Annotated in this window: 12 protein-coding genes and 1 riboswitch; of the genes, 7 read left to right on the top strand and 5 right to left on the bottom strand. The window is 68.4% G+C overall.

The window, feature by feature from the left end; translation table 11 throughout:
• Window positions 1-89: 89 nt before the first annotated feature.
• The 3 genes from FGW37_RS14960 (at window position 90) to FGW37_RS14950 (ending at window position 3879) form a co-directional block, all read left to right on the top strand.
• Window positions 90-1397, top strand: coding sequence for a PP2C family protein-serine/threonine phosphatase (locus FGW37_RS14960; protein ID WP_179081504.1), 1308 nt, complete (start codon window positions 90-92; stop codon window positions 1395-1397).
• Window positions 1398-1469: 72 nt separating this feature from the next.
• A riboswitch (cyclic di-AMP (ydaO/yuaA leader) is annotated at window positions 1470-1603 on the top strand.
• Between the two features lie 9 nt (window positions 1604-1612).
• A complete protein-coding gene (locus FGW37_RS14955) occupies window positions 1613-2845 on the top strand; it encodes a M23 family metallopeptidase (RefSeq protein ID WP_246430396.1) in 1233 nt (410 codons plus the stop codon).
• Between the two features lie 89 nt (window positions 2846-2934).
• Entirely contained in the window at window positions 2935-3879 is a 945-nt protein-coding gene (locus FGW37_RS14950; RefSeq protein ID WP_179081503.1) for an aldo/keto reductase, read from the top strand.
• Between the two features lie 55 nt (window positions 3880-3934).
• Here FGW37_RS14950 and FGW37_RS14945 read toward each other — a convergent pair whose 3' ends face one another.
• Together FGW37_RS14945 and FGW37_RS14940 are read right to left on the bottom strand one after the other, a co-directional pair.
• On the bottom strand, window positions 3935-4234 hold the full coding sequence (locus FGW37_RS14945; RefSeq protein WP_179081502.1) for a hypothetical protein: 300 nt from the start codon (window positions 4232-4234) through the stop codon (window positions 3935-3937).
• Window positions 4235-4354: 120 nt separating this feature from the next.
• Entirely contained in the window at window positions 4355-4774 is a 420-nt protein-coding gene (locus tag FGW37_RS14940; RefSeq protein WP_179081501.1) for an NUDIX hydrolase, read from the bottom strand.
• 445 nt (window positions 4775-5219) lie between these two features.
• Between FGW37_RS14940 and FGW37_RS14935 the strand changes: the two genes are divergently transcribed.
• Complete coding sequence (locus tag FGW37_RS14935; RefSeq protein WP_179081500.1) at window positions 5220-5408, top strand: hypothetical protein; 189 nt, start codon at window positions 5220-5222, stop codon at window positions 5406-5408.
• Window positions 5409-5833: 425 nt separating this feature from the next.
• Here the strand turns inward: FGW37_RS14935 and FGW37_RS14930 are convergent, their stop codons facing one another.
• Window positions 5834-6682 carry a hypothetical protein gene (locus tag FGW37_RS14930; RefSeq protein ID WP_179081499.1) on the bottom strand — a complete coding sequence of 283 codons (849 nt, stop codon included), beginning with the start codon at window positions 6680-6682 and terminating at the stop codon, window positions 5834-5836.
• Between the two features lie 479 nt (window positions 6683-7161).
• On the bottom strand, window positions 7162-7326 hold the full coding sequence (locus FGW37_RS14925; RefSeq protein ID WP_179081498.1) for a hypothetical protein: 165 nt from the start codon (window positions 7324-7326) through the stop codon (window positions 7162-7164).
• A 371-nt stretch (window positions 7327-7697) separates the two neighbouring features.
• On the opposite strand from FGW37_RS14925, the gene FGW37_RS14920 reads away from it, so the two are divergent.
• The 3 genes from FGW37_RS14920 to FGW37_RS14910 are packed head-to-tail and all read left to right on the top strand — an operon-like array spanning window position 7698 to window position 11682.
• Window positions 7698-9773: a helix-turn-helix transcriptional regulator gene (locus FGW37_RS14920; protein WP_281394835.1), complete on the top strand. Its 2076-nt coding sequence runs from the start codon at window positions 7698-7700 to the stop codon at window positions 9771-9773.
• Complete coding sequence (locus tag FGW37_RS14915; protein WP_179081496.1) at window positions 9770-10741, top strand: hypothetical protein; 972 nt, start codon at window positions 9770-9772, stop codon at window positions 10739-10741. Before FGW37_RS14920 ends, FGW37_RS14915 begins: the two co-directional genes overlap by 4 nt.
• Entirely contained in the window at window positions 10738-11682 is a 945-nt protein-coding gene (locus tag FGW37_RS14910; protein WP_246430395.1) for a DUF6339 family protein, read from the top strand. Before FGW37_RS14915 ends, FGW37_RS14910 begins: the two co-directional genes overlap by 4 nt.
• Here the strand turns inward: FGW37_RS14910 and FGW37_RS14905 are convergent.
• Window positions 11651-12877, bottom strand: a complete 1227-nt coding sequence (locus FGW37_RS14905; RefSeq protein ID WP_179081495.1) for a DNA cytosine methyltransferase — start codon at window positions 12875-12877, stop codon at window positions 11651-11653. The genes FGW37_RS14910 and FGW37_RS14905 overlap by 32 nt on opposite strands.
• Between the last annotated feature and the right edge of the window lie 45 nt (window positions 12878-12922).

Genomic DNA, 12922 nt, shown 5'->3' with positions numbered 1-12922 from the left:
ACGTGCGGGACTGCCGGTCAGGAGAGAGTGCGGTGGGCAAGCGAGAGAGCCGTTCTGCCCGCCGTGCTGCCGGGGGCGCCGCCGGGGGCATGGGTAGTGGCAGTGGCAGTGGCAGTGGCAGTGGCGCGGGCGGTGGCGCGTCCAGCGGCACCAGTAGGCGCAGCACGTTCCGCCGTACGGCGCGCCCGGCCGTGCGCCGGGCCGTCCGCAGGCTCCCGGCCGTTCTGATCGTCGGCGCCGTACTCTTCGACCTCGGGGCGCCCGCGCACTACACGTGCGCCCCCTTCCTCTCCGCCGCGCCCCTCGTCGCGGCGCCGCTGCACACCCTCCGCGTCACGGTCACGGCCGCCCTGGCCGCCGTGGCGGTCGCGGTCGGCCTCGTGTTCTACCACCGGCCGTCCGACACCGGTGAGGCGCTGGCCGAGATCGCGACCATCGGTGCGGTCTCCCTGGTCGCGCTCGGCATCAACCGCATCGCCCGTCGCAGCGATCAGCAGCTCGCCTCCGCCCGGGGCATCGCGGAGGCGGCCCAGCGCGCCGTCCTGCCCGCGCCCCCGTCCCGGATCGGCGGCCTCCGCGTGGCCGCGCGCTACGTCGCCGCCCAGGCGGACGCCCGGATCGGCGGCGATCTGTACGCGGTCCAGGACACCCCGTACGGCGTACGCGTCATCGTCGGCGACGTCCGCGGCAAGGGCCTGGGTGCGGTCGAGGCAGTCGCCGTGGTGATCGGCGCCTTCCGGGAGGCGGCCGAGCAGGAGCCCACGCTGGAGGGGCTCGCGGGACGGCTGGAGCACGCGCTCCAGCGGGAGGGCGCGCGGCGGGCGAACCTGCGCGCCGACGCCGTGGACCGGTCCGAGGGTTTCACCACGGCCGTACTGGCGGAGCTGCCGCCGGGGGAGCCCGTCTTCCGGCTGCTGAACCGCGGCCACCCCTCACCGCTCCTGCTGCACGCGGACGGCCGCATCGGCGTGGCCGACCCCGCCGTCCCCGCGCTGCCGCTCGGTCTGGGCGAGCTGGGGGTGTGGCCGGACCGGGCGGAGGAGCGGGAGTTCCCCGCGGGGTCGATGCTGCTGCTGATGACGGACGGGGTGACCGAGGCGAGGGACGCCGGCGGTACGTTCTACGATCTCCGGGCCGGGCTGACGGGCTGCCGGTTCAAGAACCCGGAGGCGCTGCTGGACGCCCTGGTCGCGGACGTCGCGCGCCATTCGGAGGGTCAGGCCGCGGACGACATGGCGCTGTTGGCGATCCGGCGCGGCGAGCGGATCGAACAGCATTTCGTAGAAAGTATCGACAGGTTCCGCGGGCGCACATCCCGTGAAGACGTGCCCGAGGGCATCGGTGGATTCGGGCGTTCGGCTTGGAATCCACCCGGCACGTCTATTAACGTTCGATAACGGAGCGCGGTTGTCGCAACGCCGCAAGAGGCGATGCGCCGTGCGCCGTCGCCGAATCCCGCGGGCACAGCACCACCTGATACGCCGGCAAGTTCTGGGAACCGGGGAACCACCACCCTGGGGTGAATCGGGCCGCGCGCGGCCCGTAGGAGACCTTCCTGCTCCGAACCCGTCAGCTAACCCGGTAGGCGAGAAGGAAGGAAAGGAGTGCCTCCGTGGCATCCAACGAGCCTGCCGCGTACGACCCGCCGCTGGTCCCGGCGTACGTACCCCCGTACGACCCGGAGCCCGAGCCCGAGCCCCGGCCGGGGCTGCGGTACGAGACGGGGACCGCGTACGACCCCGAGCCGTCGTCCACCCCCACCTCCTACCGGCCGTCCGTCTACAACGCCTTCGGCACGGGCCGCGGCCGCCACCGCGTCGTGAAGCAGCGCGGCGGCACGATGGCCCGCAGCGGCGCGGTGCTCGGTGTGGGCGTCATCGCGGCGGTCGGCGCGGGCGGCATGGCGCACGCCCAGGACCGCCCGGCGACGTCCATATCCATGCCCGACCTGGCCCAGCTGCCGGGAGTGGGCTCGTTCTTCGCGGGGAGCGCGGCGGGCTCGGTCGATTCCGCCGCCGACGCCGAATTCGCCGGTGAGGAAAGCGCATCGGCCGCAGTGCAGATGGCCGAGAGCGCGGCGACGGCGGGTGAGGCGCTCCGGGCGAGAATCCTGGAGCAGGCCGACCACCAGCAGGGCGTGGCCGTGGCCGAGGCGCAGGCGGCGCAGGTGAGGCAGGCCGCGGAGACGCAGAAGAAGGCGGCGGAGCGGAAGGCGGCGGAGGCGGAGAAGGAGCGGGAGGGGGCCGAGGCGCCCGAGACGTCCGAGGAGCCGCAGGCGCGGGCGGCGGCACCGAAGCAGCAGCAGACGGCGAAGCAAGAGGCACCGCAGCACCAGACGGCGAAGAAGCAGACGCCGAAGAAGCAGACGCCGAAGAAGCAGCGATCCGCTCAGGCTGCCACTCCCGCTCAGGCTCCCGCTCCCGCCCCGGCGGCTCGCCACTCCACCTCCGGCGCGTTCAAGCTCCCCCTCGCCTCGTACACCCTGACGGCCGGCTTCGGCCAGGCGGGGAACATGTGGTCCGCGAACCACACGGGGGAGGACTTCGCAGCCCCGACCGGCACGCCGGTGAGGGCGGTCGGCGGCGGCAAGATCGTTCAAGCCGGCTGGGCGGGGGCGTACGGCTATCGCATCGTCCTGAGGCTCGACGACGGTACGGAGCTGTGGTTCTGCCACCTGTCGTCGATGGTCGTCACGTCGGGGAAGGTCGCTCCGGGCCAGGTCATAGGTCGTGTCGGTGCGACGGGCAACGTCACCGGCCCGCACCTGCACCTGGAGGTGCGGCCGGGCGGGGGCGCGCCGATCGACCCGCTGGGGTGGCTGAGGAACAGGGGCCTGCAGCCGTAGCGGGCGCGGGACCGGCGGGCGGCGTACCGCAGGGGGTGGCGAGGAGCGGAAATGGAATACCCACTCCCGCAAGGACGCTGAAGTGATGCATGGCTGACATTCACAAGAAGATCGGCAACCTCTCCGTCCACCCGCTGGCCCTCGGCGGCAACGTCTTCGGATGGACCGCGGACGAGGCGGAATCCTTCGCCGTCCTCGACGCGTACGCGGCGGCGGGCGGCAATTTCATCGACACCGCCGACGTCTATTCGGCCTGGGTCCCGGGCAACGAGGGCGGCGAGTCGGAAACCGTCATCGGCAATTGGTTCGCTTCGCGCGGCAACCGTGCCGACATCGTCCTCGCCACGAAGGTCGGCGCGGGCGTCCCGGAGCCGCGGGGCCTGCGCGCATCGGTGATCAAGGCGGGCGTGGAGGAATCCCTCCGCCGCCTGCGTACCGACTACATCGACCTCTACTACACGCACTACGACGACCCGTCGGTGCCGGTGGAGGAGTTCATCACCGCTCTCGACGCGCTGGTGAAGGAGGGCAAGGTCCGCGAGATCGCGGCCTCGAACATCACGCCGGAGCGCCTGCAGGAGTCGCTGGAGTTCTCGGAGACGACCGGCCTGGCGAAGTACGTGGCGATTCAGCCCCACTACAACCTGGTCTCGCGCGACACCTACGAGGGCGACCTGGCGGCCGTGGCGGAGAAGCACGGCCTGGCAGCCGTCCCGTACTACGCCCTGGCCTCGGGTTTCCTCACCGGCAAGTACCGCCCGGGCAAGACGGTGGACAGCGCACGCGCGGGGAAGGCCGGCGAGTATCTCGCCTCCGAGCGCGGGCAGCGCGTCCTGACGGCCCTGGACGAGGTGGCAGCGGCCCACGGGGCCGAGCTCGCCACGGTCGCCCTGGCCTGGCTCGCGGCCCGGCCCACCGTGGCGACCCCCTTGGCCAGCGCCCGCACGGTGCAGCAGCTCAAGCCGCTGCTGGCGGTGGCGGACCTGAAGCTGACGGACGCGGAACTGAAGCGCCTGACGGAGGCATCGGCGTAGGCAGCGAGGCAGGGCTTCGGGCGGAAGAACCCCGCCCGAAGCCCTGCCCTGCCCATCAAGCCCGGCTCTCGGCCACCCAAGAGGCCAGGGCCACGGCCCCGGCCACCCCGAACACGGCCGGCCAGGCCCCGACCTTCTTGGCCAGCGGATGCGACCCGGCGAACGCGGCAACGTACAGCCCGGTCAGCGCAGCAGCCTTGGGCGCCCCGACCTTCCCGGCCCACTGCCGAGCAGCCACACCACCGGCCACAGCCAGCGCCACCCCACCGAGCGGCCGCTTCTTCGTCCACCGAGCAACGCCATACCCACCGACAAGCCCACCAGCAGCAACAACAGCCGTAGGAACCTGAGCCATCCCGCACCTCCGCATCAAAGGACAACGACCTCCCCCAAAGCTAACTTCATGGGGCGGCGTGGGCGGAGCGCGGGGCGTAGCCGCGTGGTTGCGCTTCCGCGTACGGCCGGGCGCCCCCGCTTACGGGCCGGGCGTCGCCATGAGCAGTGTCGGCACCATCAGCGGCGCTGCGGCTGAAACGGTCTGAGGCAGGGGTACCCAGGTGAGCCCGGTCATGCGCGGACAGTCGCAGTCCAGGTCGCCGTCGATCCCCAGCCGGGGCTCTCCGTCAGTGACCCGGACGCTGTAACAGGCGGTCCAGCCCGATGGATACGGCACGTCGTAGAGGAATTCCGCCGACAGGGGGTGCAGCCCGACCTCTTCGCGCACTTCTCGCATCGCAGCCTGTTCTGCACTCTCATCGGGCGCGATGCCCCCGCCGGGCAACGTCCAGTACTCCTGTCCGTCATGGCGCCCGGTGGGCCCGATGCCTCGTTCCTTGACCATCAGCAGCTTGCCGTCGCGGATGATGACAGCAGCTGCGCGTTTCCTGTCCGACACAGCTCGATCATGCCGGTCGGCATCCCGCACAGCCACTGCTTTGCGGCGCGGTGGCCGGGATGCCGCCGCCACCGCAAGCACCGGCACCCGGGCCGCGAGAGGCGGCCTGAAACAGGCTTCAGGTACGGCGATGCATGGGGGAGGGCACCATCATCAACAGGCGGCAACTGGCCGCGGTGATGGCCGACTGCGACTGAACGGAGGCGTCGGTCCGTTGAGCGTCCGGCTGAAAACCGGACGGGTGGTTCTGCAGCAAGGAGTCGGTCCCTTGCCATCCGTTGATGGGTAGGAAGGGATACGCAGGGATGGGTAAGCAGAACGGGAACGAGTGCTGGGACCCGCAAGAGAATCAGGGCACTCCCACTGACCCCGATACCCGGGTGTCTCAGGACGGTGATGTCTGGTCCTCGACTGCGGACGATAGGACCGCGAAGGGAAGTGCCCCGTGATCCACGGTGAGCATCTGGCGAAGGACCTGCGGCGTGGTTATGGGTTCATCCACGTGGGACGAACCCGGGACGGACAAGCCCTGATCATGCGTAAGGGCAATCGCTGGACGGTCGTCCCTCTGCGGTTGCTCACCCAGGAAGCCGTGGACACGATCAAAGCTCAGGCTGGGATCAGTCTCGTCTGAGAAGCACGCAGTCTCACCCGCCCATCTCCTCGCGAAGGGGTCGTGTTGGGGCTGCTGGCCGCAGTCGGACGCTCAGCTACGACGGCGGCGAGCTGAGCGGAGCGCCCCCACCGGCCTTAGCCACATCGCGGCAGCAGCCCGCTCCCCCTCAGCCACAACTGGGCGGTGCGGTCTCCTCACGCAGCCGCATCCGTGACGGCGTGAGTACGGCGGCCAGCCTCCCACCGGCCGCACATTTCACCCACCGGCCCAGGCCCCCCCACCTGTCCCCCGCTGCCAGCCTGTTCTGACCCGCACTACAACGGTGATGGCAGACGGCAGACGGCTTGTATGCCGCTGTGCGTGGCCGCCAACCAGAAGCCGACCGTCGGCTTTCGCAGGCACCGTGAGCTTCAGCGTGCCGTCGGGCCGGGGTGCGGCGGTACTCAGCGACCCGCGCGGGACAGTGCGCGCAACTCGTCGACACGGTCGCGGACGGCGGCTGCCCGCGCCTCGTCGAGCGGTTCCGAGGGTGGTACGTCGCCGCGGCAGGAACGGCACAGGCCGCCGGGGAGGGCTTCGGGGCGGCCGGTAACGCCGCAGCCGGTGCACTCCATGAGGCACGGGGGTTCCAGCGCCTCCGCATGTACGGGACGGGGGATCTCGGGTGGCATCCTGTCGTGGAGCCTCTTGCGGGTGAACGCACCCGGGCAGTGGATGACGTCAGGGAGCCCGGCCGTGAGGATCCGTGCGAACTCCAGCGGCGTGATGCCGCGCGCGAACCACCCGGCGGCGAGGTCTTCGAGGGCGGAGCACTCGGCGGCGGAGAGCGTCAGGCGAGCGTCGGAGCAGCCGAGCGTGGCCAGGGCGATGTACGCGGGGGAGTACTCGTTTCGCGCCTTGTCCCGGGGCGCTTCCCGGGTCGAGGGTACGGCCGGCGGGGGCGCGGGCTGGCAGGAGTTGCGGGCGAGAAAGGCCGCCCACCAAGCGTCGCCCCGCGCAGTGCGCGAGAAGTACGAGCGTGACACCCACTGCGTACGGCCTTCGCCGACGACCTCCCTGAAACGGCGCAGGTGCCCGGCTGCAGACAGGGCCTTGAGGGCGGAGGCCACGGCCTGCTGCCCGTAGGCGGGGAGCTCCTTGGCGAGCGTCTTGATGTCGACGGCGGCGCCGTCGGGAAGCCGGTCGATGTGAGCGGCGATGGACGCCTCACGGGCGGGGAGGTGAGCGAAGTCGTCCCGGGAGCGCGGGGCTTGATCGGGTGCGGTCCGCTTGCCGTATCCGGACGCGGCCATGGGGGGAGCGGTAGGGTTGGCGACAGCCACGAGATCAGGCCTTTGATCTAGGTGGTCAAACCCCGGCCAGGTGTTGCGAGCACCGGCCGGGGTTGTTTGTTGTGGCGCACGCTACACATCAACAGCAGGGCGTGGCGACCCAGTTGCGCAAAGTCAGTGCTTGTGGTTACGCGTGTGTACGCGCGAGCTGGGCGGGAGGGTGGGTAAGCCTCACCGCCCATTCCTTGCATGGACCGCTCGGATCCCGACTCCCGAATCTCGGGCCCTCAATCCCCTGGTGTCATGGGCCGACGACGCTCACGCCGCTACCGAACCCCGAGCTTCGGGTGCCCGGCGTCGCCGCTGCATGAGGACTTCAACAACTGAAGCCGCGTGTCGCCTGAGGCGACAGAGTGGGGGAGGGGGGATCTGGCCGTGTCGTGCGGGCGGGAGCCCTCGCCCGCACGACACGAGGGCGAGCCGGCTGCAGGGGGCTGCAGTCAGCCCTTGTTAGGCACCTTCTCCAGTTCGCGCACCGACGCTGCCTTCAGTCCGGCCCCCTTCGTGGAGATCAGGGTGCCATTGGGGCTGCAGGTAACGGTGGCCGAGCCGACACCATCCGTGTCGCACTCCAGCTCCAGGACGACCTCACGAGTCACCGTCATGTGGATGTGGTCCTTTCAGGGAACACCGAAGGAGATTTGATTCTCTTTGTGGCTATATGTCCGACTTCTGGGTCGCGACGCGACTGCTTGAGCGGATAGCTGTTCGGCCGCGCAGGCCCGCCCTGCTCCCCCTCGCGCCCTGTGTTCACCGATCCACAGATGCCGGATCGGGCCGTGGTGGCGTCGACCGAGTCATGATGATCCAACGTGTGTGCGGATGTCCAGCCCATTGGGTGAAGGGCTTTCGTTGTTAGCGGAGTGGACGTTATGCCCCTTTTGCTCTAACTCGATGCCAGGAAAGTAAATTTGATGATGTGTGATTAACCGACTAGGGTGCGCGGTGAGGGAGTAGAGCGACGGGAGGGCGCGGCGTGCCGCAGGATTTTTCGGAGTGGCTCAAGGGGCTGTTGAGGCAACGGGGGATGTCCCAGAAGGACTTGGCCGCCTCGATCGACGTGACTCCCGCAGCAGTGAACGCTTGGGTCAACGGGCGATCCGAGCCCCGCTACGAGAAGATCGCCGCGATCGCCGAGGCCTTGGGGGTCGCTGCCGAGGATGCGATCAGCCGGCGCCGGCCCGGCGCTTCGTCGTCGGAGCTCTCCTGGATCTTCCGTAAAGCTCCCGCCGACGGGGGGCGTGAAGGCGGCAACGCGGCGGCCTTCGCCTTCTCGGCAAACCTGGAGGTGCTTGCCCGAGAAGCCACCCAGAACAGCCTCGACGAACGACTGCCTGGCGGGGAACCCGTTGTCTCCCGATTCGTGCTCCACGAGCTCACGGGATATCACCTCGACGAATTCCTGAAGGCGCTCCGTTGGAACGAGATCGAGAAGCACCTTCACGCCGCGGCCGACCCGGGCCAGAAGGTCGGACGCGTACTCCTCGACGGACTCCAGGAGCTGGAGCGCACTCGACGCCTTGTGCTCCTCAGGGTCGATGACTTCAACGCCACCGGCTTGACCGGCCCCGACTACGCCGACGGGCGCTTCGCCCGGGTCGTGCGCAGAACGCTGGACAGTGGCAAGGCGGGCGCTCAGGGCGGTTCCTACGGCCTGGGTAAGGCCGCGCTCTGGGCGGCTAGTCGGTTCGGGTTGGTGCTCGTCAACAGCACGCTCTCGGAGAGCCAGGACGGAAGGTACGAGCGCCGTATGGCGGGGCGACTCGAACTGCCATGGCATGCTCTGGAGGCGGAGGAATTCGCGGGCCCCGCATGGTTCGGTGTGACGGACCCGGACCGCGTCGACTCCGCCCGCTCCTGGTGGGGCGATCGGGACACGGCTCGAAGCCTGCATCTGGAACGGGACGACACAGCGCCCGGAACGTCTTTCCTCGTGGTTGGGGCCTACGACGGGTCCGGGGACACCGAACAACTGGAGGAAATGCACGAGCGCCTGGTATCGGGCGTAGCCCGTAACTTCTGGGCATCGATGGTGAGGGGCGAGAGCGCGGCTCCGCTCCTTCGGGCCTCCGTGACCTCGTGGCGGAACGGCCGCGTGGCCAGGCCCGAGGAGCGTATCGATCCACACCAGTACGAACCGGCGCGGTCCAGGGCCGTGAAGGCATACCTGGACGGTCGTACCGTCACCGACTTGACGACGCGTGAGGACGTCCTCGCCATGACGGTGCCCCTCAAGCTGCCTCGTCTGAAGGGGAGCGTGACCTCGGACCGTACGCCACCTGCCACGCACGACGCCGTACTGCTCATCACGCCTGCGGGCGACGACGAGTCCGCGCCCGATCACATCTCGTACATGCGGGCCACGCGCATGGTCGTACGCAGCAAGAAGGTCGGTGATCTCCCCCTCGGCCACCGGAGTTTCCAGGCAGTCCTGCTGGCCGGGGCTGCCACGCTCAAGGACACCCCGGATGTGGCGGCGGCCGAGCACCTCCTCCGAGCCTCCGAGCCTCCGGACCACAACGACTGGACCGGTACCGAGGATCTCACCGCGATGTACATGCGCGGTGCACGGCAATGCATCGTCAACTTCAAGCGGCATGCCGAGCAGAGTGTCCGGGAGGCGCTTCAGCCGCACGACGACGGGCAGGGGGACGACGAAGGTCCCGAGGTTCTCAGGGAACTGCTTCGCCTCGACCCTCCTAAGGCACAGCGAACCCAGGGCTTCCCGACGATCCACGCGATCGAGGGCCATGTGGACGAGCAGTCGGCATGGCGGGTGACTGTGACGGTGAAGTGCCCGGAGCGGGAGGACCCTTGGGTGCTGGCCCCCGTGGTTCGGTTCATGGGCCGTGACGGCGGTGGGATCCCCGTCAGGTGGGCCGGCAGGCTGGTTCCGGTCAGGAACTGCGAGCTGACCGAGGAGGGGAACCTTTTGTTCCGTGGGCGTAGGGGCGTATTCAGTGGTGTGACCGACGTTGCGAGTCATCCTGTGTCGGCGGTCATGTCCCGTATCGAAGTGGACGTGCCCCGCGCGAAGGAGACCAAGGCATGAAAGCGGTCTTTCCCTATCCCGTCCTGTCCAGCGAGGTCGTCCTGGCCGCCGACAAGGTCGTAGTCGACAACACGCCCCGCTCACTGGGCGTGATCTCCGACCGCGAGCACGTTGTCGCTCTGCACGAGGTGAAGGGGCGCTGGAACGAGATTCGGATCAAGGTCTCGGTGAGAGCGGATGCCGGTGAGCTGGATGCGGGGCCGTGGACCTCAGTGTCCTGCGTCGCTGTCGTCCGCAACATGAAGACCAGGATTCGGCATACCTTCGAGCTGGCGCGCGCGGATGACGGGTTCTGGCAGGGCGAAGTCGAACTGCGTCGCGGGGAGCAGTGCGACGCCTGCGAGCTCGACGCCTGGATCGTGGCGGATGTCGCTGGAGAGCCGGGTCGCCTGATCGGCAGCGCGAGCGAGCGATGGCGTGTGGACTTCGAGGCGAAGACACCCACGCAACAGCGCTCCATCAAGATGGTCTGGAAGGACTTCACGGACGACACCAACCACGAGCTCACGGAGTTCCGCGATGACCCATGGCTTCTCGACGCGCAGGCAGACGAACCTGTCCTCTACCTGAATTCCTCGGTGGAGGGGCTGCGCGGCGTGCTGGAGAATGCGGCCACTCCCGAGCAGAAGATAGTCCGTGAGGTAATGGCTGCTCAGATAGCTTCCGAGACATGGGCTGCGATGTTCAACGCCGCGGTTTATGCGAGTGGTATGGAGGACGGGCAGGTGCAATGGCCCGGCGGCTGGCACGAGGATGTCCTCAAGAGGATGCTGCCGGATGTCTTCGCGGACCGTTCCCCGGGTGAGGGCCTTACTGACCTGGTTGAGAGGCGTACGGAGGGCCAGAGCGGCGGGGACCTGCAGAGGCGCGTCATGCACGCCGCGACCCTCCAGTCCCGTAAACCGAAGGCCGTGGCAGGCGCGCTCAAGTCGCTCGCCCGGATGGCCAGTGCGAAGGAGACGGTGTGAGAACCGCCGGGTCGGAAACGCCCCAGGAAGAGCAGACAATCGGTCGGCTACCGATCTCCGTGGCCGTCAAGGCCCTTACTGCCGGTGTCCTCGCTGGCTACGAGCCGATGCCCGTGCGGCGTCTGCTCAAGAGCGCCGACTTCTCCGAGGGCGCGGTGCCGAAGAGGCAGGTGAAGTCGATCCGCCTGCTGTGCGACGACGCCATGCGTAGATTCCACGACGAGTCACCGACGGCATCCGATGCCTGGCTTGCTCCCCGCCTGCATTACACCTTGCGGATCACGAGGGCCGAGGCCACGGAAGCCGGTCTTTGGAACTTTCTGGCGATGTGCGTGGCTCCGGATTTCGTGCGGTGGCGGTGGGGTAGGCCTAAGGAGGACGACCGCCGTGCAGTGGGCCAGGCGGCCCGTTACGCCGGCCCCTGGCACTCCCAATGCTTCTCACGGCTGTGGTGGGCGGCAGAGCTCTTCCGGGACGGCCCGGACTACCGGCCGGTAGAGATCGCCTGTGGCAACCAGGACGTCTTGAACACGGTCCTCCGCCAAGAGCTGGTCCTGCACCGTCCAGCCGCGCAGGCAGTCGTCCGCCTTTTGAAGAGCCGGGTGACCAGCACCGGCCGAGAGGTGAACGGACTGGCGAAGGCGGCGTATGCGGCGTCCGCCACGATGATTTACGAGGTTCTGGCGCCGGACGAGCTTCAGGAAGCCGACGAGCTGCAGGACTGGATCAACGCCATCGGGGGCGCTGTGGACACTCCCGACGACCGTCTGCCCGCCGGGCCGGACGACGGGCGGGTCGACGAACGCTCCATAAGCACGCTGGTGGAGTGGTTCGAGCGGCTGGCGGCTGTGGCCCCCGTGCGGGGGAAGGAGACCTTGGAGGAGCTGGCAGTCCCCCGCCCTGAGGGCGTCAGTCTCGCGAAGACCGGTCTCGGACTCTGAGGGCTTCGTAGACCACCGAAGCCAGAGCCTTGGCCAGACCGACGGGTACGGCATTGCCGATCTGCCGGGCAATCTGTGTCTTTGTGCCGTACCACTTGAAGTCCTCAGGGAAGCCCTGGATGAGGGCTGCCTCGAACTGGGTGATGGGACGGTCCTCTGTGGGGTGGAGGTACCGTCCCTTTTCGGGCTTGAAGTGCTCCGTGCGAATGGTCACGGAGGGGCGGTCCGCGTGCATCCGACCCATGACGTCGCCCGAGCCGCTGTTGTGGTTATCCCAGCTCTTTGTCGAGAGGTAGACGCGCTCGCCGTTGATGTAGGCGTGCCGCCCCCGCAAGTCGTGTCGATTGCCGCCGGGCGGAATGGCGGCGTAGCGGGCCAGGGACAGTGGTTCAGGAGTGCGGCGGATGTGCAGTTCATCAGTGAGGTAAAACCCTGGCAGAGAGTGACCCAGGCGGGAAATACTCGGCCGGTCGGGAAGATCCCGGAGTTCTTTGTGCTGGGAGCGAGAAAAGACTGTCGGCCCGACTGCCGCCCAGGGCTCCGGAGGTTCGGTAACGCCCCCCTCACTGAAAGTCGGCTGCCATGCGTGAGTGTTCCGGGCGTGTGTGGGGTGAGGGTGCTCGACAGCCTTCCCCAGGTCCTTGTGTGTGCCGATTACGATGGCCCGACGACGGGCCTGCGGAACTCCGTAGTCTGCCGAATTGAGGATTTGGACGCGCAGAACGTATGCGTCCAGTGGCCCGCCGCGTTCAGTGATCTCCCGCAGCGCTTCGAATTGGCCGGAACGCAGGAACCGGTCGACGTTTTCCATGATGAAAATCTTGGGTGAGACCTTCTGCACTACCTTGATGTATTCCTGCCACAGCAGGTTGCGTGGGTCATCCGGATTCTCGTTGCCGAGCCCTGAGAAGCCCTGGCATGGTGGGCCACCCAAGATCACGTCGGAGCCGATGAACGGTCCGGGATCCCAGGTCTGGATGTCGCCGTCATGTACCTCTGCGTCCGGGAAGTTCTCCGCGTACGTGGACGCCGCAGCCTTGTCGAACTCCACTGCCGCCACGGAGTGAAACGGTGACGACCCATGCCCCTCGGGCGCGTACGCGTGAAACCCCTGAGAGAAGCCCCCGGCTCCCGCGAACAAGTCGATCACCTTGATCGGTTCGACACGGGCGGAGTCGGAGGCAGGGCTGGTCATGGTGGGAAAGTCTAGTCTGCGGAGGATACTGTGCCGAGAGGGCAC

Origin of the sequence: Streptomyces rectiverticillatus (genome assembly GCF_013394065.1) — a bacterium.
In the GTDB taxonomy this organism is placed as follows: Bacteria; Actinomycetota; Actinomycetes; order Streptomycetales; family Streptomycetaceae; genus Streptomyces; species Streptomyces rectiverticillatus.
This window is presented reverse-complemented; position numbering and strand designations above follow the sequence as displayed.